The organism is Providencia alcalifaciens (assembly GCF_020271745.1).
Taxonomy (GTDB): Bacteria; Pseudomonadota; Gammaproteobacteria; order Enterobacterales; family Enterobacteriaceae; genus Providencia; species Providencia alcalifaciens_B.
The window spans coordinates 2249587-2274289 of record NZ_CP084296.1; the positions used below are offsets into that span (position 1 = coordinate 2249587).

At 43.2% G+C, this 24703-nt stretch carries 22 protein-coding genes; 16 read left to right on the forward strand and 6 right to left on the reverse strand.

The window, feature by feature from the left end; genetic code table 11:
* Nucleotides 1-190: 190 nt before the first annotated feature.
* From LDO51_RS10280 to sbcD, 3 genes are all read right to left on the reverse strand, one after another.
* Nucleotides 191-790: a nitroreductase family protein gene (locus tag LDO51_RS10280; protein ID WP_225574491.1), complete on the reverse strand. Its 600-nt coding sequence runs from the start codon at nucleotides 788-790 to the stop codon at nucleotides 191-193.
* Nucleotides 791-1006: 216 nt separating this feature from the next.
* Nucleotides 1007-4690, reverse strand: coding sequence for an AAA family ATPase (locus tag LDO51_RS10285; protein ID WP_225574492.1), 3684 nt, complete (start codon nucleotides 4688-4690; stop codon nucleotides 1007-1009).
* Nucleotides 4691-4692: 2 nt separating this feature from the next.
* Nucleotides 4693-5907 carry an exonuclease subunit SbcD gene (sbcD, locus tag LDO51_RS10290; protein ID WP_225574493.1) on the reverse strand — a complete coding sequence of 405 codons (1215 nt, stop codon included), beginning with the start codon at nucleotides 5905-5907 and terminating at the stop codon, nucleotides 4693-4695.
* A gap of 333 nt (nucleotides 5908-6240) precedes the next feature.
* Between sbcD and phoB the strand changes: the two genes are divergently transcribed.
* The 5 genes from phoB to nadS all read left to right on the forward strand — a co-directional run bounded on the left by phoB (nucleotide 6241) and on the right by nadS (nucleotide 10925).
* Nucleotides 6241-6930, forward strand: a complete 690-nt coding sequence (gene phoB / locus LDO51_RS10295; protein ID WP_036953802.1) for a phosphate regulon transcriptional regulator PhoB — start codon at nucleotides 6241-6243, stop codon at nucleotides 6928-6930.
* Nucleotides 6931-6953: 23 nt separating this feature from the next.
* Complete coding sequence (gene phoR / locus LDO51_RS10300) at nucleotides 6954-8261, forward strand: phosphate regulon sensor histidine kinase PhoR (RefSeq protein ID WP_225574494.1); 1308 nt, start codon at nucleotides 6954-6956, stop codon at nucleotides 8259-8261.
* Between the two features lie 505 nt (nucleotides 8262-8766).
* A complete protein-coding gene (brnQ, locus tag LDO51_RS10305) occupies nucleotides 8767-10095 on the forward strand; it encodes a branched-chain amino acid transport system II carrier protein (protein ID WP_225574495.1) in 1329 nt (442 codons plus the stop codon).
* Nucleotides 10096-10255: 160 nt separating this feature from the next.
* On the forward strand, nucleotides 10256-10579 hold the full coding sequence (locus LDO51_RS10310) for a type II toxin-antitoxin system RelE/ParE family toxin (protein ID WP_225574496.1): 324 nt from the start codon (nucleotides 10256-10258) through the stop codon (nucleotides 10577-10579).
* A 43-nt stretch (nucleotides 10580-10622) separates the two neighbouring features.
* Complete coding sequence (gene nadS / locus LDO51_RS10315; protein ID WP_225577255.1) at nucleotides 10623-10925, forward strand: NadS family protein; 303 nt, start codon at nucleotides 10623-10625, stop codon at nucleotides 10923-10925.
* A 48-nt stretch (nucleotides 10926-10973) separates the two neighbouring features.
* On the opposite strand, the gene ggt is transcribed toward nadS, so the two are convergent.
* The 3 genes from ggt to LDO51_RS10330 form a co-directional block, all read right to left on the reverse strand.
* The gene (gene ggt, locus LDO51_RS10320) at nucleotides 10974-12740 is read right to left on the reverse strand and encodes a gamma-glutamyltransferase (protein WP_225574497.1); all 1767 of its coding nucleotides are present in this window, start codon (nucleotides 12738-12740) and stop codon (nucleotides 10974-10976) included.
* A gap of 213 nt (nucleotides 12741-12953) precedes the next feature.
* The gene (locus tag LDO51_RS10325) at nucleotides 12954-13556 is read right to left on the reverse strand and encodes a peroxiredoxin C (RefSeq protein ID WP_036953813.1); all 603 of its coding nucleotides are present in this window, start codon (nucleotides 13554-13556) and stop codon (nucleotides 12954-12956) included.
* Between the two features lie 207 nt (nucleotides 13557-13763).
* Nucleotides 13764-14375, reverse strand: coding sequence for an ACP phosphodiesterase (locus tag LDO51_RS10330; RefSeq protein WP_225574498.1), 612 nt, complete (start codon nucleotides 14373-14375; stop codon nucleotides 13764-13766).
* Between the two features lie 193 nt (nucleotides 14376-14568).
* Here LDO51_RS10330 and queA point away from each other — a divergent pair, with 193 nt between their 5' ends.
* From queA to pgpA, 11 genes are all read left to right on the forward strand, one after another.
* Nucleotides 14569-15651, forward strand: coding sequence for a tRNA preQ1(34) S-adenosylmethionine ribosyltransferase-isomerase QueA (gene queA / locus LDO51_RS10335; protein ID WP_225574499.1), 1083 nt, complete (start codon nucleotides 14569-14571; stop codon nucleotides 15649-15651).
* A 75-nt stretch (nucleotides 15652-15726) separates the two neighbouring features.
* Entirely contained in the window at nucleotides 15727-16854 is a 1128-nt protein-coding gene (tgt, locus tag LDO51_RS10340) for a tRNA guanosine(34) transglycosylase Tgt (RefSeq protein WP_225574500.1), read from the forward strand.
* Between the two features lie 216 nt (nucleotides 16855-17070).
* A complete protein-coding gene (yajC, locus tag LDO51_RS10345) occupies nucleotides 17071-17403 on the forward strand; it encodes a preprotein translocase subunit YajC (RefSeq protein WP_225574501.1) in 333 nt (110 codons plus the stop codon).
* 27 nt (nucleotides 17404-17430) lie between these two features.
* On the forward strand, nucleotides 17431-19278 hold the full coding sequence (gene secD / locus LDO51_RS10350) for a protein translocase subunit SecD (protein WP_225574502.1): 1848 nt from the start codon (nucleotides 17431-17433) through the stop codon (nucleotides 19276-19278).
* A 10-nt stretch (nucleotides 19279-19288) separates the two neighbouring features.
* Nucleotides 19289-20257 carry a protein translocase subunit SecF gene (gene secF, locus LDO51_RS10355; protein ID WP_225574503.1) on the forward strand — a complete coding sequence of 323 codons (969 nt, stop codon included), beginning with the start codon at nucleotides 19289-19291 and terminating at the stop codon, nucleotides 20255-20257.
* Between the two features lie 115 nt (nucleotides 20258-20372).
* Nucleotides 20373-20822: a transcriptional regulator NrdR gene (gene nrdR, locus LDO51_RS10360; protein WP_006662792.1), complete on the forward strand. Its 450-nt coding sequence runs from the start codon at nucleotides 20373-20375 to the stop codon at nucleotides 20820-20822.
* 5 nt (nucleotides 20823-20827) lie between these two features.
* Nucleotides 20828-21943, forward strand: coding sequence for a bifunctional diaminohydroxyphosphoribosylaminopyrimidine deaminase/5-amino-6-(5-phosphoribosylamino)uracil reductase RibD (gene ribD / locus LDO51_RS10365; RefSeq protein ID WP_225574504.1), 1116 nt, complete (start codon nucleotides 20828-20830; stop codon nucleotides 21941-21943).
* A gap of 102 nt (nucleotides 21944-22045) precedes the next feature.
* A complete protein-coding gene (gene ribE / locus LDO51_RS10370) occupies nucleotides 22046-22519 on the forward strand; it encodes a 6,7-dimethyl-8-ribityllumazine synthase (RefSeq protein WP_036953837.1) in 474 nt (157 codons plus the stop codon).
* Nucleotides 22520-22589: 70 nt separating this feature from the next.
* Nucleotides 22590-23006, forward strand: coding sequence for a transcription antitermination factor NusB (gene nusB, locus LDO51_RS10375; protein WP_036953841.1), 417 nt, complete (start codon nucleotides 22590-22592; stop codon nucleotides 23004-23006).
* Nucleotides 23007-23134: 128 nt separating this feature from the next.
* A complete protein-coding gene (gene thiL, locus LDO51_RS10380; RefSeq protein ID WP_225574505.1) occupies nucleotides 23135-24106 on the forward strand; it encodes a thiamine-phosphate kinase in 972 nt (323 codons plus the stop codon).
* Between the two features lie 10 nt (nucleotides 24107-24116).
* Entirely contained in the window at nucleotides 24117-24626 is a 510-nt protein-coding gene (pgpA, locus tag LDO51_RS10385; RefSeq protein ID WP_225574506.1) for a phosphatidylglycerophosphatase A, read from the forward strand.
* Nucleotides 24627-24703: the final 77 nt, after the last annotated feature.

A 24703-nucleotide genomic window follows, 5' to 3' on the forward strand; every position in this document is an offset into this window, starting at 1 on the left:
TTTGATTAACAACCCAGAGGTTGTTTTTTATTTTTAAAATTTCTGATAGTTGAGGGTTTTATCTTGATGGGGGTTTGATGAAATTTATATTTTTTATGTCAATAAAGACATAATGATTTAGATGGATAAATAAAATAAAGCCTCCGCAAACATTTGCAGAGGCTATGAAGATATAATGATCAGTGATGAATTATTTGAATACTTTGAAACGAACGTCGTCGTCCATAAAGTCTTTATCACCAGCAGGTTGTTCAATGGAACCAAATACCATTTGAGCACGTAAAATCCAATTTGCTGGGATATCCCACTCTTGTTGAACTTGATTATCAATTAATGGGTTGTAGTGCTGTAATGATGCGCCCACATTTTCCTGAGATAATGTTGTCCATACTGCCAGCTGCGCCATACCGCTCGCTTGTTCTGACCAGATAGGGAAATTATCCGCATAGAGTGGGAATTGTTCTTGTAAGCCAGTGACTACATTTTTATCTTCAAAGAAAAGAACGGTACCAGAACCGGCGATAAAGCTATTAATTTTTTGCTCAGTTCCCGCAAACGCTGCTTCTGGTACGATAGCGCGTAAAGCTTCTTTGGTAATATCCCACAGTTTTTTATGTTCTGCGCCAAATAACACCACAATACGTGAAGTTTGTGAGTTAAATGCTGATGGAGAGTGCTTAACAGCTTCTTTGATAAGTCCAGCCACTTTCTCTTCCGAGATTGGTAATGAATCGCCTAAGTTATAAATAGTGCGACGATTTTTAATCATTTCGATAAATGCGTTAGACATGTTTGTCCCCTTGCTTTTGTTTAGAGCACGGCAATTTATTGAACAACCTCAGAAGCCGTAACTTGTTTCGAAGTAAATTGTTTCGATGTGTATAACTATAAAGGTATCCCAACCAAATCATAGAAAAAAAATTTAACCTTAATGTTCAAATTTTTGCATGTTGTTATAAAAATATAATTAATTCATATGGTTGGGTTGGTTTTTAAGCCTATTGGGTCAACTAACACGATAGTGGCTTGGAAGTTCACTAAAGCCGAGTCCGTTAGTTTTTTTCACCGCAATTTGTACTGGAATTCGTTCTTTCATCGCTTCCACATGGCTAATCACACCAATGGTTTTTCCTGATGCATTTAGGCTCTCTAATGCATCTAGGGCAATATCTAAAGTTTCAGCGTCTAGCGTACCAAAACCTTCATCTAAAAAGAGTGATTCTAATTGCGTACGATGGCTCACCATGTCAGATAACGCAAGGGCTAGTGCGAGACTGACTAAGAAACTTTCACCCCCTGAGAGGGTCTTCGTATCGCGAATGCTATCTCCTTGCCAACCATCAATAACCTGTAATTCGAGGTTGGCTAAATGGCTACGCTGTAGCAAGTAACGACCGTGTAATTTATCGAGTTGTTGGTTAGCGAGCGAGACTAAACAGTCTAGGGTTAGCCCTTGAGCGTAGCGGCGAAATTTATCCCCTTCAGCGGAGCCGATTAAGGTATTGAGATAACTCCAATCATCGTAGCTTAATTGGCTCTGTTCAATTTTATTCAATAATTCACGTTGTTGGTGACGCTGTTGCTGATCACGCTCAAGCTGGTTAATGATTTGACCTTGTTGCTGGTTCAATATCTTGATTTGGCTTTCTAATTGTTCGAGAGCTTGCTGAATTTGCTCCACTGAAAACTCAGCGAATTCCGCTAAACGCTGTTGCTCATGATTTACCATAGCAGACAGGCTTTCTTGGTAGCGAGTTTCCGCTTCCAGCCGCTGTTGAGTCACTCGCTGTTTAAGCTGCTCCAGTTTAATTTTCTCTTCAGTAGGCAGTAAGGCATTAAGGAATTGCTCTTGAGTCTCGAAAGGGCTGCTGCTTAGTGCAGCAACAAACTGAGCGTGAGCGGCTAGCTGTCTTTGGCTCAGTTGCGTCAATTGGTAATTAAGTTCTTGGGCACTCCCATTGAGTGCGGCAATATTTTTATCTATTGCGCTAATTTGCTCTGAAAGCGTATCAACTTGATGCGTGTATTGAGCTTGTTTTTCTTGCATTTTTTGAATAAAAACAGCAACTGTTTGGCCTTCTAACAGATTCTGGCGTTGCGTGTTTTTTTGTTCAATTTGCTGATTTAATTGCTCTAATTGCTGCTGTTGAGCAGAAAGTTTCTGGGCTAGTTGCTGGGCATTAACTGTTTCTGCTGCAAGCGTTGCCGTATCAACTTCAATATTTTTGGTGAGTTGCAGGAAGGTTGCTTTTTGCGCTTCATAATATTGCCCGCGTTGCTCAATCTCTTGTAGCCAAGTGGTAAATTGCGCTTGGTTTGGCAGGGCGAGGTTAAATGGCGCCAGCGAGTCTGTAAGCTGCCGTGTTTGTTGTTCTAAGCGTTGTTGCAGAGATTGCTGCTCCGCTTGGTTTTCTTCTAATTGCTGGGACTGATGCTTAAGTTTCTCATCAAGGAGAGATAACTCAGAAAACAGCTGTTTGGCTTGGGTTTGCTGTTCATAATATTGATTTTTAGCCTCTTGGTGCTGATGCTCTAACTGTGCAAATTCGTTGATGACAGCTTGCTGAGCGGTAAGCTTTTCGTGCAATTCAACGATCAATTGTTCTACCGCTGACGCGGTTTTGGCTAGTTCAGGAGTACCTGCTTGCTCACATGCCTTTAGCCATTGATTGTTCAGGTTGTTGAACTGCTCTTGCAGTTGCTTTTGAGCCAATTCGTTATCTTGTTGGCGGCGTTTGTCTGCTTGCAATAAGGCTTGCTGCTCAGTGAGCTTTTGTTTTTCGGTCTCAATTTGAGTCATCAACGTAGCCAGTTGTTGCTGGGTCTCATTGGGCATAACGGCTTGATATGATGCTAAAGCGGGGTGCTCCAATGAGCCACAAAGAGGGCATGGAGTGCCTTCAATGAGCTGTTGGCGTTCATGTTCTAGGCTGACAATTTTTTGTTCTAGCTGAAGTTTTTGCTCTAAGATTTGTCGCTGAGGCTGGAGCTGAGTCACTCTATCTTGCGTAATGGCAACTTGTTGCACCAATTGGTTGATAGATTCATTTAGTTGGTTTTGTAACTGTGTTTGTGACTGTAATTGTTGCTGTTTTTCTTCATGTTGAGTCAGTAAAACTGGCAGTATTTTCGCATGCTGCAAACGCTCTTGTCGCTGTGAAATTGAGGCCTTAATTTCTTCGATATTGTACTTTTCTTTATATTCCTGAAACTGCTTTTCGAGCTGATTAAAGCGAGAATGCTGCTCTTCTAAATGGCTTTGAGCCTGTTGTGATTCTTTGGATTTTTGCTGCTGAACTTGCTGTAGGGTTTGCCATTCAAGGTTGATAGCTTGCTGCTTTTGCTGGTTTTGGGTTAGGCGTTCGGTAAGTTCATAAATAAATTTCCCTTGCTGTTGCCAGCTTCCTAGTTGCGCGACAATCTGGGCATCATGTTGATGTTCTTGTAGAAATAACTGGGTTGTATTCAACTCATTATTGGCATGAAGAATTTTCTGCTGAATGTTTTCTACAATCGATTTTTTCTGTAAATATTCGCCATTTAGCTGATTTAATTGCTGGTCCAATTGGACTTTTTGCTGGTTAAGTTGTGCGAGTAAATTGTCGAGTGGTCGCACTTCGTTATCGATCATTGTTGTGGTTTTTTGTACCCACTCTTTATATTGATTTTGTTCCGACTGAGCTTGAGTGTGCTGGGTGACTAATGGTAAGCGCTGCTTTTGAGCGTCTTCTAAAAGTAATGCGGTACGCTGCTGTTTTTGGGTCTGTTCATCGAGTTGAGTTTGCAAGCTTTGTACCGCTAACCAATCTGGGCGTAGAGCTTCTGCTGGCGCACTTTGTGCCAGCTTATGTAAGCTGGGTTCGGCGGCTTGATATTGCTGTAGAGCTTGCTGTTGTGCAATCTGTAATCGCTGGGTGTTTTGCAGCAATTGTTGATGTTGCTGGTGCCATGTTAGCGCGTGTTGATGGCGGTTTTTATTCTGGCTCAGTTGCTGTTCTTGCTCTGAATATTGTTGCTGTTTTTCAACAAGTTCTTGATGTTCAGCTTCAGTGAGCAAGTTAATGCTACTTGCTTGCGCCCGAAGAATATCGAGATCGGTTTTAGCTTGTTTATGTTGGTTAAAAATATACACCGAAATCTGGCTGTAAATTTCAGTGCCAGTGATCTCTTCCAGTAAATCGGCGCGTTCTTTTTCGGTGGCATTTAAAAAGGCGGCAAAATCCCCTTGAGAGAGCAAAATAGATTTAGTGAAACGCCCAAAATCGAGCCCGGTGATTTGCACAATTTTTTCACGAACTTCACTGATTTTTTCTGCGATGATCTGCCCATCAGCGACGGTTGCAAGCTCTGCTTTTGCATCTTGCAGGTTGCCATCGGGTTTATTATTTGCCCGGCGTTGACTCCAAAATGCGCGATAAGCGATGCCTTTAACTTCAAACTCCACTTCTGCTAAGCATTCGCCCGTGTGGCGGGTCATCAACTCATTTTTGCTTTTTGATATTGCGCCTAACCGTGGAGTTTGGTGATAAAGTGCAAGGCAGATAGCATCCAATAAAGTGGTTTTTCCCGCGCCAGTCGCGCCTGTGATGGCAAATAACCCATTACTGGCAAAAGGCTCCTCCGTGAAATCAATCTTCCATTCACCTTTTAAGGAGTTAATGTTTTTCAGGCGTAAGCTTAAGATTTTCACAGTTATTCTCCCTGCTCATTGCGCAAGTTGGCGTAGGATTGCTTGAACAGTTGCAATAAACGCTGCTCTAACGCTTTGTCTTCCAATGACTCTTCGGTAAGTCGTCGAGTAAAAACTTCTTCGGCAGTCAGTTCACTTAATGTTTCATTCTGCAAAGTGAGGTTTTGACCTGTTTGTGCCTGCCGAGCACGGCGTAGGCGAACAACTTCAACAGTGAGTTCTTGAGTGAGAGCCTCAATACGTTGCTGGATATCACCAAGATAGTCTTGAGTGGCGACTTCAATATCTAACCAAATTGGTTGCTCATTTTCTGGGACGGGTAAGTCCATTAATTGTTTTTGCAATTCTTTCAAAGAGCCTTTTAAGCTTAATAGCGGCTGGAAAACGGGAATTGGCAGTAAAGTAACATTGGCAAATTGGTGCTGATTAAATTCGACTAAGCAGACGCTTTTTTGTTGTTGTGATTCGTCAAAACTGAGGGCAATCGGAGAGCCGCTGTAGCGAATATGTGCTTGTCCACCAATCAGTTGAGGACGATGGATGTGTCCGAGTGCAATATAATCCGCAGGTGGGAATGCGCCAGAAGGAAAGGCGTCTAATGTGCCGATATAAATCTCACGCACGGAGTCTGTCAGTTCTGCACCGACGACAGTCAAATGCCCCGTGGCAATAATCGGGATATCTAAGCCCAGTTCAGTACGTTGCTCAACGGCTTTTTGGTAACAGCTTTGGTAGTGTTCATGAATGGCATTTTGTAGTGAAAGTTGTTTTTCTTCACTGCTTTGCCCTGCAATGCTGACTTGGATATCTCGTGGTCGCAAAAAGGGGATCGCGCACACCAATCCATTTGGATTCCCTTGCTTATCTTTTAATGTAATGACAGGGGATCCGCTGTTTGATGTGATGACGTGAGTATTTAGATAACGTAATAACGCGCTGGATTCATTCAAAACAGAGACGGAGTCATGGTTACCACTCAAGATAACTAATTGGCAGCCTGTTTTTTGCAAATCAACAATAAACTGGTTGTAGAGTTCACGCGCATAACTTGGTGGTGCGCCTGTATCAAAGATATCGCCAGCCACAATCAATGCATCCACTTGGTACTGTTTGACTTGCTCGATTAACCAACGCAAAAAGTGTTGGTGTTCAGCAGATCGATTTTTAGTAAAAAAATACTGACCTAAATGCCAGTCTGAAGTGTGGATGATGCGCATGAGCTAGCAGTTCCTATAATTATGACGCTTTTACTATATTAATATTCAGACGCTTTATACTAATATTCAAACCATTTGGTTTGCTGCATCACAGTATACCGTATAGAGACTAAGTGAAGGCAAAAGCATGACAAATTAAACAGTAAAAAAGAGAGAGTTGCGAAGCGCTTCGCAACGATAACCAGATGTGGCGTTAATATTTCACTTACATGACATTAAGCTGTTAATCTAATGATAGATCTTGATTGTGCGTTGAGATATTCATAATTCTGTCACAAAACTGACGCATAATGCGGTCACATTAAAAATCTCTTCTTATTTACAGGAACAATCATGGCAAGACGCATTCTAGTCGTTGAAGATGAAGCGCCCATCCGAGAAATGGTTTGTTTTGTATTGGAACAGAATGGTTTTCAGCCCACAGAGGCTGATGATTATGATTCTGCGATAGCGCAATTGGTTGATCCGCTACCTGATTTAGTGTTATTGGATTGGATGATCCCCGGCGGTTCCGGTATCCAAGTCATTAAACATATGAAGCGTGATAGTGCCACGCGTGATGTCCCCGTGATGATGCTAACCGCAAGGGGTGAAGAAGAAGATCGCGTGAAAGGATTAGAAGTGGGCGCGGATGATTATTTAATCAAACCGTTTTCACCAAAAGAATTGATAGCTCGAGTTAAAGCCATTTTACGACGTATCTCTCCAATGGCAACAGAAGACATTATTGAAATGAACGGGTTGGTTCTTGACCCTACCTCTCATCGCGTTACCAGCAAAGAAATTCCCATTGATATGGGGCCTACTGAATATAAATTACTCCACTTCTTCATGACCCATCCAGAGCGAGTCTATAGCCGCGAGCAGTTACTCAACTATGTTTGGGGCGCCAACGTGTATGTGGAAGACAGAACGGTGGATGTCCATATTCGTCGTTTAAGAAAAGCGTTAGAGCTAGATGGGCATGATAAGATGGTGCAAACGGTTCGTGGTACTGGCTACCGCTTCTCTGTTCGCTATTGAGAAACCATTAGGGAGAAACATGGGTGCTTGAACGCTTATCCTTAAAACAGCTGATTTGGGGGCTGTTTTTATTTATTTTACCCGCATTGATACTGTCTGTTTTTGTTGGGCATCTTCCATGGCTGCTAGTAATTTCGCTACTCGCGGCACTCATTTGGCACGGATATAACCTGATAAAACTCTCTGACTGGCTATGGTTGGACAGAAGTATGCTGCCGCCGGATGGCAAAGGGGGATGGGAGCCGATATTTTATGGTATCTATCAGATGCAGCAGCGTAACCGCAAGCGTCGCCGTGAACTAGGACAACTGATTAAGCGTTTTCGCAGTGGGGCTGAGTCTTTACCTGATGCTGTGGTAATAATGACTACCGAAGGCAATATTTTCTGGTGTAACCGCCACGCTCAACAGCTTCTTGGCTTTCGCTGGCCGGAGGATAACGGACAGCATATTTTTAACTTGTTACGTTACCCTGATTTTAGCCGTTATTTCACCGTAAAAAACTATGATCAAGCGCTAACTATTGAGCTTAACAGTGGTGAAATTGTTGAGTTTCGTATCTTGCCGTATGCGAGTGATCAACTCTTAATGGTGGCTCGAGATGTGACTGAGAAACGTCGTCTAGAAAAAGCACGTAGAGACTTTTTTGCTAACGTGAGCCATGAGTTACGTACGCCATTGACCGTTATCCAAGGTTATCTTGAAGTTATGGATGATCAAGAAGGTACTTCACCGATGAATAAAAAAGCCTTGTCGGTGATGCAGGAGCAGGCTCATCGAATGGATAACCTTGTGAAGCAATTACTGCAATTATCCCGTATTGAGGTTGCCCCTCAAATTAATCTTGATGAACAGATTAATATGCCGGTCGTTCTGAAGATGATTGAGCAAGAAGCGATTAGCTTAAGCCAAGGGCGGCACGAGTTTGAATTCAGTATTGATGAAAACCTTCGTGTTCATGGTAATGAAGAGCAGTTACGAAGCGCGGTTGCTAACTTAGTGTATAACGCCATAAACCACACGCCAGACGGTACGAAAATTAAGGTGAAATGGCAACGAACCAGTAATGGCGCGCAGTTTAGTGTGAGTGACAATGGCCCAGGAATTACAGCGGATCACCTTCCTCGCTTAACAGAGCGTTTTTATCGTGTAGATAAAGCGCGTTCTCGACAAGGTGGTGGTGGCACTGGGCTCGGCTTAGCGATTGTTAAGCATGCCGTTCAGCACCATAGTAGTCAGCTCTCAGTAACCAGTCAGGTTGGCAAGGGCAGTGAGTTTTCATTCACATTACCGCCAGTGTTTATTGTGTCAGACAAAAAACGAATACATTAAGCGATAAATAATCTAATAATCCAAGCCTTGTTAATAAAATCATTATGTTAGCAAGGTTTTTTATTTTGTTATTCATTCCGTATTCGCACTATTTCCAACACCTGCGCTATATTTTCAATTTTATCCTGCAATTTTCTTCATCTTATTCTGCCAAAATCTCCTCAGCGTGGTTAAAAAATGTTTTATTGATTATTTTTTAGCCTGAATATATACGGGATATTGCAATTTTACTGACAGTAATCACTAGTTCTTAAATTTAGTTTGGTGCATTGTTCTTGTTTTCGGGTTTGCTCTTGCCTTTTTTCCCTATAAAAGTTTTACTTGTCGCCAGTTATTGGCGATTTTTACTGTTTTTTGATGTTTAGTATTACAAAGCTAACCAAGACATGCATTTTGTATTGTTAATGCCATGTTAATCAGAATTCTATTTCGTCATATATGTTCCAATAGGTTACCAATTAAGTGATCTGTTTTTATTTCATAATTTACTAAAAATTAACATAATATGGCTCATCGTTTATCATCCAGAGATATCCTCGCCTTAGGTTTTATGACCTTTGCGCTGTTTGTTGGGGCTGGAAATATCATTTTCCCGCCAATGGTCGGTTTACAAGCCGGTGAACAAGTTTGGACTGCGGCACTTGGCTTCTTAGTCACTGGTGTCGGTCTTCCTGTTCTTACCGTCGTTGCATTGGCGAAAGTAGGGGGTGGTATTGAAGCACTCAGCACGCCAATTGGTAAAACTGCGGGTCTGCTACTCGCTATCGTTGCCTATTTATCAGTAGGGCCTCTTTTTGCGACCCCAAGAACGGCAACAGTTTCTTATAAAGTTGGTATTGCACCACTTCTGGGCGGCGAATCTGAAATATCGCTGCTGGTTTATAGCGCCATCTATTTTGTGCTAGTGATCGGTATTTCGTTATACCCAGGTAAATTGTTAGATAGCGTGGGGCATATTTTGGCGCCAGTCAAAATGTTGGCGCTGGCAATTTTAGGTGTTGCCGCTATTATGTGGCCTGCCGGACAACCGATTCTGGCCACCCCTGAATACCAAGATATGGCATTTTCCAATGGCTTTATTAATGGCTATTTAACAATGGATACATTAGGTGCCATGGTTTTTGGTATTGTCATTGTGAATGCGGCGCGTTCCCGCGGTATTGAAAACTCATCATTATTAACTCGCTATACCATGTGGGCAGGTTTAATTGCTGGGGTGTTATTAACACTGGTCTATTTATCGTTGTTTAAATTGGGCGAAAATAGCGGGTCATTGATTCCAAATCCAGCTGATGGCGCTGATATTCTTCATGAATATGTTCAATACACGTTCGGTAATTACGGTAGTTTCTTCTTAGCGGTGTTGATTTTTGTTGCCTGTATGGTGACAGCGGTAGGGCTAACCTGCGCATGTGCTGAGTTCTTCAGTCGCTATGTGCCAATTTCTTACCGTAAATTGGTATTGATTTTAGGTTTGTTCTCTATGGTGATTTCAAACCTAGGACTGAGTAAGCTGATTGCGTTCTCATTGCCGGTATTGGTTTCGATTTATCCACCTTGTATCGTTTTAATTTTAATGAGCTTTACGTTGAAATGGTGGCGTAACCCAACCATCGTGATTGCTCCAACGATGTTAACAAGCTTTGTGGTCGGTTTGATTGGAGCAGTGAAAGCATCTGATAACCTGAAGACTTATATCCCAGAGTGGATGACGTCTATTCCACTATATCAGCAAGATTTAGCGTGGTTATTACCATCGCTGGTTGTGTTAGTAGTTGCAGCGCTGTGTGACAGACTTATCGCGCCATCAAGTGAGCACCATAAACACGCTTGATCTACACAAATTAACTTAAATGAAAAGGCCGCATCAATTTGTTGTGGCCTTTTTTCTATCTAAAATTCAGAAAGACTCCATCGGTACCCTGTACTAATTTTTCTTTTAATTAGTACGGAGTACCAATATAATCAATGTGACTTTGAGAATGGAGGCTCTTATGAATTACTTAGAGTTTATGGAAACTACGGTTTTTAGTAAAAAACGTAAATTACTGATGGATGATACAGAGTTTCAATTATTCCAAACGTTCTTGTTAGAAAATTATGCATTAGGTGACACGATAAGCCATAGCGGCGGCTGTAGAAAGATTCGCTGGAACCGGACAGGTATGGGGAAAAGTAGTGGTTTAAGGATCATTTACTATGTTCGAGCAGTGAGTGGGCGGATATACCTACTTCTGATTTACCCTAAAAATGAGCAAGATGATTTGAGTGAGCAGCAAAAACTAATACTAAGAACTTTGAGTAAACAGTTCAGCTAATATTAAAACTGATGAGTTAAACCTCTACAAATGAGGAAAGATGATGGAAAAAACACTATTTAATGATCTGGTCAGTAGTATGGAGGAAATGATCGCTATTGAAAAAGGTGAGAAAATTCCTTCTTCTGAAAACATTCACCGACATGAATTACCGGATGTAAAAGCGATCCGCAAACAAGCTGGAATGAAACAGCAGGAATTCGCTGAGGCAATTGGACTTAGCGTAGATTTAGTTCGAAGCTGGGAACAAAAACGTAGAACACCTTCAGGTATTGCACTAAAAATGTTGTTTTTATTAGAAAAACAGCCCGGTATTATTAATTTTTTACGGACAATTCATATCTAGTTGATTAATTAAACCCCGTCAATGGACGGGGTCTGTTTATTATAAATTTTAATTCACACCCACTGCACTACCTGCCGGGCGACGAACATCGTTGGAGCCGTAAATAAAGCCTTCACGGACTTTGCCAGAAACAGCAGAGTCGTTGCCGGAAGATTTCGCACTCACACCCGCACCGTCAGGAATGCCGATCATAATTAGCTCAGCAGCGCCCCATGGGGTCTGCTCCACCATTTTATAACCCATCTTATCGAGTAGCGCTAAACTGTCTTTGGAGACGCCGCGTTGCTCATAATAAACCTCGTCAGGTAGCCATTGATGGTGAATGCGAGGGGCATTCACCGCTTCTTGTGGCGGCATACCGTGGTCAATAATATTTAATGCGGTTTGCAAGGTAATCGAAATAATCCTTGAGCCTCCCGGTGAGCCGAGTACTAAGAATACTTTGCCATCTTTAGTCACAATTGTCGGGCTCATTGATGATAGTGGGCGCTTACCGGGGGCGATAGAGTTTCTTTCTCCTTGCACTAACCCATATAGATTTTTCTCACCAACTTTGGTGGTGAAATCATCCATTTCGTCATTCAGGAAGAAACCTGTACCCGGTGGGATCACTACAGAGCCAAATCGACCATTAATGGTGTAAGTGGTTGAAACAGCATTGCCTTTGTCATCCACAACAGAATAGTGGGTGGTTTCCGGTTTTTCGTGTGGTCCCACTCCTGGTTGAACTTTAGTGGATGGCGTCGCTTTATTTGGCACAATCTCTTTGCGCAGGTCGGCGGCGTATTGTTTGCTGAGCAGTTTACCTGTCGGGTTATCTACAAATGCAGGGTCGCCTAAGAATGTATTGCGATCCATATAAGCGTGGCGCATCGCCTCTGTCAGCGTATGAATGTATTCAGCGGAGTTGAAGCCCATCTCTTTGAGGTCATAACCTTCTAAAATATTGAGGGTTTCACAGATAGTTACGCCGCCCGAACTTGGTGGTGGGGCAGAGATAAATTTGTAACCACGGTAGGTGCAGCTAACGGGAGTGGTATCTGAGATAGAGTAATCAGCAAAGTCTTGAGCTGTTAGGATCCCGCCATTTTTCTTCGATGCGACTTCTACGATTTTAGGAATATCCCCTTCATAGAATGCAATGGGACCTTTATTAGCGATATTTTCCAGTGTGTTTGCCAAATCGGTTTGTACAAGTAAGTCTCCCGGTTGGTAAGCACTTCCATCCGGTTTTAAAAAGATCCGAGCAACCTCAGGATCTTGTTTGAAGCGTTCGGTCGTGGTGTCGAGGACGTCGGTATCGCCACGGGTTAGAATAAAGCCTTCTCGAGCGAGTTTAATTGAGGGGGCCATCACTTGTTGACGGCTCATGGTTCCGTATTTTTCAAGGGCGTAATCTAAACCTTTTACTGTGCCCGGAACTCCTGAAGCAAGATATCCGTATAGGCTGGCATCTTTGATAAGTTTGCCGTCTTTATCTAAATACATATCGGCGCTGGCAGCTTTTGGGGCTGTTTCTCGAAAGTTAATAAAGATATCTTTGCCATCCGCAAGGTGCAGTGTCATAAAACCACCACCACCAATATTGCCACAGCAAGGGTTAACGACTGCTTGGGCGTAGCCAACGGCCACCGCTGCATCCACCGCATTTCCTCCGGCTTTTAAAATGTCAGCGCCAATTTGTGAAGCGAGGTGTTGAGAGGAGACAACCATCCCTTTTGTTGCTTCAACTGCGGGTTCGGAAGCTGCATAAAGTTGATGGGAAGCCAGCAAAGAAATTAGTAGTAAAGAAGGGCGCCATGCATTTTTTATCATTGGTATCTCCCGATTAAATGAGGAAGTAACGCGTAGATGTAATACAAATAAATAATTTGTTAAGTATTTGTATCATCCAGATATAACATGAATGGTTTGAGGGGTTGAATAACAAAAGTGAAAAAGTGTTAACGCGGTAGGAAAAAATTTTAGATAGGTATAGATACAAAAATGCCGGCATTAAGCCGGCACTTGAAAACTTAACAGGTCAAATTACAGACCAGTTGCGTTCTTAGTCAGGTAAGCAGCAACGCCTTTTGGAGATGCGTTCATGCCTTCTTTACCTTTTTCCCACTGAGCTGGGCAAACATCACCGTGCTCTTCGTGGAATTGCAGCGCGTCAACCATACGCAGCATTTCGTCGATGTTACGGCCTAATGGCAGGTCGTTAACCACTTGGTGACGAACAACACCGTTTTTGTCAACTAAGAAAGAACCACGCAGAGCAACGCCCGCTTCTGGGTGCTCGATGCCGTAAGCTTTCATGATGTCGCGTTTGATATCAGCAACCATCGGATATTTAACTTCACCGATACCGCCGTTATCAACAGGAGTTTTACGCCATGCGTTATGAACAAATTCTGAGTCGAAAGAAACACCAACGATCTCTACGCCGCGTTTTTTGAATTCTTCATAGCGATGGTCGAATGCAATCAGTTCTGAAGGGCAAACGAAAGTGAAGTCCATTGGCCAGAAGAAGATCACAGCTGGACGGCCGTTCAGATGTTTTTTCAGGTTGAAATTCTCAACGATTTCACCATTACCAAGAACAGCTGCAGCAGTAAAGTCAGGGGCTTGACGTGTAACCAGAACCATAATGTACTCCTATGAGTTTTTAAGGGTTTCTATCTCCGCAATCATAATGGGGCATGCGGATAAATATAACCTAAGGATAAGGTTTTATCCTTGGAGAATAAAGACATTAAAACCAATTAATATGATAGCTTTTACCTATCAATGGTATCAATTTTGAAGATTAATATCAATAAGATAGTTTTATTCCATTAAAGTGCAAGTTTTAATTTATTCGGATGCACGTAATGTGAACTCTTGGGCAAAAAGTTGCTGTTTTGCCGCTTCAATCATTTGTGGATAAAACTGAAAGAAAATATGTTCAAGCTCTAGATAATTAAGCAGAAAATCATCAAATGAGCCACTGAGAGCGGCGAGTTTTGGACGGCGCCTTGCCATGCCATTAAGTGACTTACCGATGTACTCTTTTTCTGCGTATCGTGTCAGCCATTGTTGAGACCAGAGATACTCATTTAACTCCTGAAATTTTTCAGGAGTATGACACAGATCGGGTTCAATGGTTTGCCTGGCAAAATGCACAAAATCAGAGAGTGAATGTGAGGGAACGAGACGCTCCCAATGCCGAGAAAGAAAATGATCCCAAACTAAATCTAGGGTGATAGGCGCCACTCGGCGGTATTCCTCGCGAAATAGATGGCGAGCTTGTTTCACCAACAGATGGGTATCTGTGATTCTATCTACGGCTCTGTGCATGCGGATCCCTGCAACAATTTCAGGAGAATAAGTCCCCGCAGGATTACCGCGTACATAGTCCGCCATCATGTTTCCCAATAGGGAGCTTTTGGCAAGATGGGCAAGATGAAGATGAGCAAGATAGTTCATGTTGGTACTATAAACGAAAAATGTCAGAAACGAAAAAATGAAAGAAAAAAGAGTGCTGACACATTCCGTGCGGTTTCAGAAAATATTTGCACAATATAGGTGTTTTTTTATACAAAATGGCGCTTATTTCTTGCGCCAAAGGCAGTGCAGCACTAGACTAGTCGCCTTATTTTTTTAGATTGATGCCAATACAATGCGTGTATCCGATTTTACTTTTGAATTACCAGAAGAACTTATTGCCCACTATCCTCAGGCTGAGCGTAGCTCATGTCGCTTACTTGGTCTTGATGGTGCCACGGGACAGCTCACGCATGGTGTGTTTACCGATATTCTTGAAAAATTGGAGCCAGGGGATTTACTGGTGTTTAACAACACTCGCGTGATCCCTGCTAGATTGTTCGGTCGTAAAGCTAGCGGCGGTAAAATTGAGGTTTTGATTGAGCGTATGCTCGATGAACATCGTGTTTTGGCTCATGTTAGAGCCTCTAAAGCACCGAAAGAAGGTGCAGCGCTGCTACTGGGTGAAGATGAAAGTGTGAATGCGACGATGGTCGCTCGTCACGGCGCATTGTTTGAGTTGCGCTTTGATGATGCACGCGATGTATTAAGCATTCTTAACCAAATTGGGCACATGCCATTACCTCCGTATATCGACCGTCCAGATGAAGAGTCAGATAAAGAGCTGTATCAAACCGTGTATAGCCAGCGTCCAGGCGCGGTTGCTGCACCCACAGCGGGTTTACACTTTGATGAGCCTTTATTAGAAGCATTACGCCAAAAAGGCGTTGAGATGGCATTTGTAACACTGCATGTAGGGGCGGGAACGTTCCAACCAGTGCGCGTTGATTCCATTGAAGACCATATTATGCACTCTGAATATGCAGAGGTTCCGCAAGAGGTGGTCGATGCAGTGCTGGCGTGTAAAGCGCGTGGAAATCGTGTGATTGCGGTGGGAACAACGTCTGTTCGTTCACTCGAAAGTGCGGCGAAAGCCACCGAAAATGCTTTAATTGCTCCATTTTTTGACGATACCCAGATATTTATTTATCCGGGTTATGAATATCAAGTGATTGATGCCTTAATCACTAACTTCCACTTACCAGAATCCACATTAATTATGCTGGTCTCTGCGTTTGCGGGATACCAAAACACCATGCAAGCCTATAAAGAAGCCGTTGAGCAAAAATACCGTTTCTTTAGTTATGGTGATGCCATGTTTATTACGCCAAATGCCAATGCTCGTTTTGAGCAAGTTGGCTCGGCAGAACAAGAATAAGTGGCGGCGTAGCTGCTCGCTTATACTCAGTAACCAATAGCACCAGACTGTTTTTCTGATGCTAGGAGATAAAACGTGAAATATGAATTACAGACAACCGACGGCAATGCGCGTCGTGGTCGCCTGATTTTTGAACGCGGTGTGGTAGAAACTCCGGCGTTCATGCCAGTAGGAACTTACGGCACGGTTAAGGGGATGACTCCTGAAGAAGTGAAAGAAACCGGTGCTCAAATTTTACTGGGTAACACCTTCCACTTATGGCTACGTCCGGGTCAAGAAATCATGAAATTACATGGTGACCTGCACGATTTTATGCAATGGCAAGGACCAATTCTGACGGACTCAGGCGGCTTTCAAGTCTTTAGTCTCGGCGCAATGCGTAAAATTAAAGAAGAAGGCGTTCATTTCCGTAATCCAATTAATGGTGAAAAAGTCTTCTTAAGCCCTGAAAAATCTATGGAAATTCAATACGATCTCGGTTCCGATATCGTGATGATTTTCGACGAATGTACACCGTACCCAGCAGATTGGGATTACGCAAAGACATCAATGGAAATGTCATTGCGTTGGGCTGCTCGTAGTCGTCAGCGCTTTGATGAATTGAACAATAAAAACGCACTGTTTGGGATTATCCAAGGCAGTGTTTACGAAGATTTACGCGATATCTCTGTGAAAGGGCTGGTGGAAATTGGCTTTGATGGTTACGCTGTAGGCGGCTTAGCAGTCGGCGAACCAAAAGAAGATATGCACCGTATTTTAGAGCATGTATGTCCACAAATTCCGGCAGAAAAACCACGTTACCTAATGGGCGTTGGTAAGCCGGAAGATTTAGTGGAAGGCGTACGTCGCGGTATCGATATGTTTGACTGCGTGATGCCAACGCGTAATGCACGTAATGGTCATCTATTTGTGACTAACGGCGTGGTGAAAATTCGTAATGCTAAGTATAAGTCTGATACATCAACTCTTGATGCGGATTGTGACTGTTATACTTGTCGCCACTATAGTCGAGCATATCTACACCATCTTGACCGTTGTAATGAAATTCTGGGTGCGCGCCTCAATACCATTCATAATTTACGTTACTATCAACGCTTAATGGCCGGTATTCGTGAAGCCATTGAAGCTGGAAATTTTGAACAGTTTGCCTCTGATTTTTATGAGAAGATTGGGAAACCTCAGCCTTCATTAAATAGAGAGTGAATTTAAGTGCGAAGTTAGCCCTTTCTGTGTAGCATATCGGGCTGTATCCTTTGTTCTTTGCGCTGTTTTTAAATTATTGGTATCAATAATTTGAATTATTTAGTGTAAATAATAGTTTTTATTTCTAGTTACAGAGCGGTTTGATGTATTTTATGTAACTAGAAGTAGTTAATATGTATGTTTGAAATTGCTTTCAATAACAATGAGGAAAGTTGAATGAGTTTTTTAATTTCTGAAGCTGCGGCATCTGCAGGCGCACCAGCACAAGGTAGCCCATATTCACTGATTATCATGCTGGTTGTTTTCGCACTGATTTTCTATTTCATGATCCTGCGTCCACAACAAAAACGTGCTAAAGACCACCGCAAGCTGATGGAATCCATTGCAAAAGGTGATGAAGTTTTAACCACTGGTGGTTTAATCGGTCGTGTGACTAAAGTGTCTGAAACAGGTTATGTTGTTCTTGAACTGAGTGAGAACACTGAAGTAACTATCAAACGTGATTTCGTTGCTGCTGTTCTACCTAAAGGCACAATGAAAGCAATCTAATTCTGAATTTTCCCGAAGGGAACTGCCGTGCTAAACCGTTATCCTTTATGGAAGTATCTGATGTTGATCACAGCGATCCTCATCGGTTTGCTGTATGCACTTCCAAACCTATATGGTGAGGATCCGGCTGTTCAGATCACTGGCGTGCGGGGAACCGCCGCCAATGAACAAACGCTGATCCAAGTCCAAAAAGCTTTAGAAACAGACAAAATTGAGAGTAAATCTGTTGCTCTCGAAAATGGGGCAATTTTAGCCCGTTTCAACAACTCTGACGTTCAGTTACGTGCTCGTGAAGTCATCATGAATGCACTGGGTGACCAGTATGTTGTTGCATTAAACCTTGCACCTGCTACACCAAAATGGCTTGAAGCTCTTGGTGGTGAACCGATGAAGCTGGGTCTGGATTTACGTGGTGGGGTTCACTTCCTGATGGAAGTTGATATGGACACTGCATTAGGTAAATTGCAGGAACAAAACATGGATGGTTTGCGTAATGACTTGCGCCAAGCTGGTATTGCGTACTCTTCTATTCGTAAAGGCAGTGATTACAGCGTCGAAGTTCGCTTCCGTAACGCTGACGATCGCAGTCTTGCTGAGAAAACACTGGCGCGTAAATACCCAGACTTAGTGTTTTCTGATGGCAGCGATAACACCATGATTGCTGTTATGACTGATGAGCGCTTACGTGAAGCGCGTAACTATGCCGTCTCTCAAAACATCACGATCATCCGTAACCGTGTTAACCAATTAGGTGTTGCTGAACCACTGGTTCAACGCCAAGGTGCGGACCGCATTGTTGTTGAATTACCAGGTATCCAAGATACTGCGCGTGCAAAAGAAATCTTAGGTGCAACTGCAACCTTAGAATTCCGCTTAGTAAATACTGGCGTAGATAGCGCAGCGGCAGAAAGTGGACGAATTCCAGGTGACTCAGAGCTTAAATCTGACCGTAATGGCGTGCCTTATGTTCTGTATAAGCGTGTTGTCTTAACAGGCGACCATATCACTGATTCTACATCTGAAACCGATGAAAATGGTTATCCTCAAGTGAGTATTAGCCTTGATAGTGCCGGTGGCTCAATCATGTCTGACTTTACTCGTGACAACCAAGACAAGCTGATGGCAACCCTGTTTGTTGAATACAAAGACAGCGGTAAAAAAGATGCAGCAGGTCGTGCGATTCTAGTTAAAGATGAAAAAGTGATTAACGCCGCGCGTATTCAAGCTCGTTTCGGTAGCAAATTCCGTATTACGGGAATTGATAACGCGAACGAAGCGCGTCAATTATCTTTACTGCTGCGTGCGGGTGCATTGATTGCGCCAATCCAAATTGTTGAAGAGCGAACTATCGGTCCAACATTGGGTATGCAAAACATTGAGCAAGGTCTGAAAGCATGTATTGCTGGCCTGTTAGCCTCTATCCTGTTTATGATTATTTACTATCGTAAATTTGGACTGATCGCGAGTAGCGCTCTGATGGCAAACTTGGTGATGATTGTTGGTGTTATGTCCCTATTACCGGGAGCAACATTAACCATGCCAGGTATTGCGGGTATTGTCTTAACCCTTGCAGTTGCTGTCGATGCTAACGTTCTGATAAACGAACGTATCAAAGAAGAACTACGCAATGGACGCTCTGTGCAACAAGCGATCCACGAAGGGTATAAAGGCGCCTTCTCAAGTATTACTGACGCAAACTTAACGACCTTAATCACCGCAATTATTCTGTATGCAGTGGGTACGGGTTCGATTAAAGGCTTTGCGATTACGACAGCGATTGGTGTCGCAACCTCTATGTTTACAGCTATTGTAGGTACACGTGCTATCGTGAACCTGCTATACGGTGGTAAACGTATTAACAAGCTGTCAATTTAAGGAGCACGTTGTGGCACAGGATTATACTGTTGAACAATTGAACTATGGTCGTAAAGTCTATGACTTTATGCGCTGGGACAACGTTGCCTTTAGTATTTCTATCGTTTTACTGATCGCTTCTTGCGTGATTATCGGTGTAAAAGGCTTTAACTGGGGACTTGATTTTACGGGCGGTACTGTCATTGAAATCAACCTTAGCCAGCCAGCTGATTTGGATAAAATTCGAGATAGCTTGTCTAACTCGAGCCATAAAGATCCATTAATCCAGAACTTTGGTAGCAGCCGTGACATCATGATCCGTTTACCGCCAGTTGAAGGCGTAGCGGGTCAAGAAGTCGGTAAAGAGATCATTACTATCATCAATGAAAACGTTGATGAGCAAGCAACAGTTAAGCGTATTGAATTCGTAGGACCAAGCGTAGGTGCTGAGTTAGCACAAACAGGGGCATTAGCGTTATTAACGGCGCTTATCTGTATCCTGATCTACGTTGGTTTCCGTTTTGAATGGCGTTTAGCGGCAGGTGCCGTATTGGCACTGGCTCACGACGTGGTAATCACCTTAGGTATTCTATCTCTATTCCATATTGAGATTGATATGACTATTGTGGCGTCATTGATGTCAGTTATCGGTTACTCCCTTAACGATAGTATCGTGGTATCTGACCGTATTCGTGAAAACTTCCGTAAGATCCGTCGCGGTACACCATACGAAATCATGAACGTCTCTTTGACCCAAACATTGAGCCGTACCATCATGACATCAGCAACAACGTTATTAGTGGTTCTGATGCTGTATTTATTTGGTGGAGCGATGTTAGAAGGTTTCTCACTGGTTATGTTAATCGGTGTGACAATTGGTACGGTTTCATCTATCTACGTAGCTTCTGCATTAGCACTGAAGATGGGGATGAAGCGTGAGCACTTAATTCAGGCGAAAGTCGAGAAAGAAGGCGCAGACCAAGATTCTTTATTACCATAACGAATATAGGCATTTGTGTCTTATAAACACCCTGAGGATAAATAATCCTCAGGGTGTTTTTCATTTCAGGTCTGAGTTACACTATCTACCCTATAAAATAGAATCAGGAATTCCTATGCATTGCCCATTTTGCTCAGCTGTAGATACGAAAGTGATTGACTCGCGTCTGGTTGGTGAAGGCTCACAAGTGCGCAGGCGCCGCCAGTGTTTGGTTTGCCATGAACGCTTCACCACTTTTGAAGTGGCGGAACTTGTTATGCCTCGGGTAATTAAAAGTGACGACATTCGCGAGCCTTTCGATGAAGAAAAGCTCAACAGAGGCATGTTGAAAGCCTTAGAAAAGCGCCCTGTCAGTTCTGATGCTATCGATCAAGCCATAATTTCTATTAAATCTCACCTACGAGCGACTGGCGAGCGTGAAGTTCCCTCTAAGTTGATTGGTAATTTGGTGATGGATGAACTCAAAAAACTCGATAAAGTGGCTTACATTCGCTTTGCCTCGGTCTATCGTAGTTTTGAAGATGTACGTGAATTTGGCGAAGAAATTGCCAAGTTACAGGATTAATACCAATGCTTGAACAAGACCGTATCTACATGGCCCGAGCCTTTGAGTTGGCAAAAAAAGGGCGTTTTACGACATCACCAAACCCGAATGTAGGCTGCGTGATTGTGCGCGAAGGTGAAATCGTTGGCGAAGGCTATCATCAAAAAGCGGGAGAGCCGCATGCAGAAGTCCATGCACTTCGAATGGCGGGTGATAAAGCCAAGGGCGCGACAGCTTACGTGACCCTTGAGCCTTGTAGCCATCATGGTCGCACCCCCCCTTGTGCAGAGGCATTAATTAATGCGGGGATCGCCCGTGTCGTCGCTGCAATGCAAGACCCTAACCCTCAAGTGGCTGGTCGCGGTTTATTTATGCTCTCTCAAGCTGGAATCGACACAGCCAGCAATATTCTGTTAGAAGAAGCTGAAGCTCTCAACCGTGGCTTTTTAAAGCGTATGCGTACCGCATTTCCTTATATTCAATTAAAACTTGCGGCATCATTAGATGGCAAAACCGCATTAGCGAATGGGGAAAGTAAGTGGATCACGAGCCCTGCGGCGCGTAAAGATGTTCAAGCACTGCGGGCTCAAGCCAGCGCTATTTTGAGTACCAGTAATACCGTGCTTGCGGATGATCCTGCTTTGACGGTGCGTTGGAATGAATTACCTGCGGATGTTCAAGCGCAATACCCAGAAGAAACATTACGCCAACCCATTCGTATCGTGTTAGACCGCCACAATCGCGTGAAACCCCAACATAAAGTGACGCAGTTAGAAGGTGAATGCTGGCTAATTCGCCCAACACCGGATATCACAGAAACATGGCAGGGGAATGTCGAACAACTCGCTATTCCTGCGGATGATAATGGCATCGATTTAGTGATTTTGATGATGCAATTAGCGAAACGTAATGTGAATAGTATCTGGGTAGAGGCGGGCGCTAAGCTTGCAGGTTCACTATTAAAGCTAGGTTTAGTCGACGAACTGATTGTCTATATTGCACCTAAATTACTTGGGGATACCGCTCGTGGATTAGTGAGTCTCCCTGAATTAAGCGCGTTATCAGATGCGCCTCAATTTGAATTTACTGACGTTGAAAAAGTCGGAAATGACCTTCGCGTCAGGTTACGCCCTGTATGGTAAATGTGTTTTTTTAGCGGTTTGCTGAAATTCACTCGTACGGTTACCTAAAGAATGTGATAAAATCCGCGCCCCGCGGGTTGTAATTAATATTTGAGGAAGATTATGAACGTAATCAAAGGTGTTGTTGCTGCGCCAAAAGCGCGTGTTGCTATCGCTATCGCTCGTTTTAACAACTTTATTAATGATAGCCTGCTGGACGGTGCTGTTGACGCGTTAGAGCGTATTGGCCAAGTTGCTCAAGATAACATCACCGTTGTTTGGGTACCAGGTGCTTATGAGTTACCACTGACTGTGAAAGCACTGGTTGAAACCAAAAAATATGATGCAGTTATCGCATTAGGTACTGTTATTCGTGGCGGTACTGCCCACTTTGAATTTGTTGCGGGTGAGTGCAGCTCAGGTCTGTCTCATGTTGCATTAAATAGCGAAGTTCCTGTGACTTTCGGTGTATTAACCACTGAAAATATCGAGCAAGCCATTGAGCGTGCAGGTACTAAAGCAGGTAACAAAGGTGCAGAAGCTGCACTGACCGCTCTCGAAATGATTAATGTGATTAAAGCTGTAAAAGGCAAATAATGCGCGCCATATCTCGGGCTCTATGAGTTCGGGGTATGTTGTGTAGTTTTTTTTATTTAAGGGGAATCTTGTGAAACCTGCTGCTCGTCGCCGCGCTCGTGAGTGTGCTGTACAGGCCATTTATTCATGGCAATTATCCGGTAATCCTATTGCCGACGTAGAATATGAGTTTATTGCTGAACAGGACATGTCTGACGTTGACGTAACCTATTTCCGTGAGCTGATTTCTGGTATTGCAAACAATGCTACAAAGCTGGATCAATTAATGTCACCTTACTTATCTCGTCAGTTAGAAGAGTTAGGCCAAGTTGAAAAAGCGATTTTACGTGTAGCAATGTATGAACTAAGCTATAGAGAAGATGTACCTTTCAAAGTTGCTATCAACGAAGGTATTGAATTAGCGAAAGTTTTTGGCGCTGAAGATAGCCATAAATTTGTCAACGGTGTGTTAGATAAAGCAGCGCCTGCGGTACGTCGTAAGAAATAAACATAATCAGGTTCCCTCCTGTAATACGTAAGTCATAATGGGTAGACTGGGTTCCGGTCTATCCTAGTACTTATGTCTGGCTTTTCAGTTTATGGTAAGCGAGACATAGCGAAAATGGAAAATCTACCATGTCATATGGCGAATTTGACCTCATCGCACGTTTTTTTAATCGCCAACCAGTAAACCGACGTGATGTTAATATCGGTATTGGCGATGATTGTGCGCTAATGACTATCCCTGAAAAACAGCAACTTGCTGTGAGTACCGACACCCTAGTTTCCGGTATTCATTTTCTACCCGATATCTCTCCCGCTGACCTTGCCTATAAATCCCTAGCTTCAAATTTAAGTGATCTTGCTGCGATGGGGGCCGATCCTGCTTGGGTTTCTCTCGCCATTACTTTACCAAGTGTAAATAGTGAGTGGCTGCAATCTTTTAGCGATATGTTGTTTGAACAACTGAATTACTACGGAATGCAGCTAATTGGGGGAGACACGACCCGTGGGCCAATGAGCTTAACCTATACCGTTCATGGTCTTGTACCGACTGGCAAAGCGTTATCTCGCTCTGGTGCACGTAATGGCGATTGGATTTACGTGACGGGCACTTTGGGAGATAGTGCTGCGGGGCTTGCGATACTGCAAAATCGGTTACATCCTGAAAGCCCTGAGCATAAACAGTGGCTGATTGAGCGCCATTTACGCCCACAACCGCGTATTTTGCAGGGGCAGGCATTACGTAATCTGGCTTCATCTGCGATTGATATCTCTGATGGGTTAGTTTCTGATCTCAATCATATATTAAAAGCGAGCGGTTGCGGGGCGCGGATCAATCTCGATGCCTTACCACAGTCTGATGCGTTGAAGCAGAATTGTTCTATTGAGCAAGCAAGGATTTGGTCGCTAAGTGGTGGGGAAGATTATGAGTTATGCTTTACGGTACCTGAAATGAATCGGGGTGCCTTAGAAGTCGCGCTTGCTCATACGGGGGCAGGTTTTACCTGTATTGGTCAAATTAAGCCCCAATCTGAAGGGATCAGTTATTTTTGTGATAACCAAGCTGTTGAGGTTGACCTCAAGGGCTTCGATCATTTTGTTTAGGGAGATGTCCATGGCGACAGCTCAAGAAAAAGCAGCAGCTAAAAAACGATTGAATATGCGTAATCCGTGGCACCTTCTAGCGACGGGTTTCGGAAGTGGTTTATCGCCAATTGTTCCCGGCACAATGGGCTCATTAGCCGCCATTCCATTTTGGTTGTTAATGGATAAACTCCCTGTTTGGAGCCTCTGGGTTATTATTGTCGTTGGATTTTGGTTTGGATGTTGGATATGCCAACGAACTTCCGATGATATGAGAATCCATGATCATGGCAGTATTGTTTGGGATGAGTTTATTGGCATGTGGATCACGTTAATGGCCATCCCTGTAGTGAACATCCCGTGGATTTTCACTGGTTTTTTGATTTTCCGTATTTTCGATATGTGGAAGCCTTGGCCAATCCGTATTTTTGATCGGCGAGTCAGTGGCGGGTTTGGCATTATGATTGATGACATTATTGCTGCCATATTTGCCTATGTGACCATTTGGCTATTAGTGCATTACCAAGTCATGCCTTTTTAATTTATTTTAGTCTCTCCTTTCTCGATAGAAAAAATATATTTTTCGATAAATAAAGTCCTAGTTAAATACTAGGACTT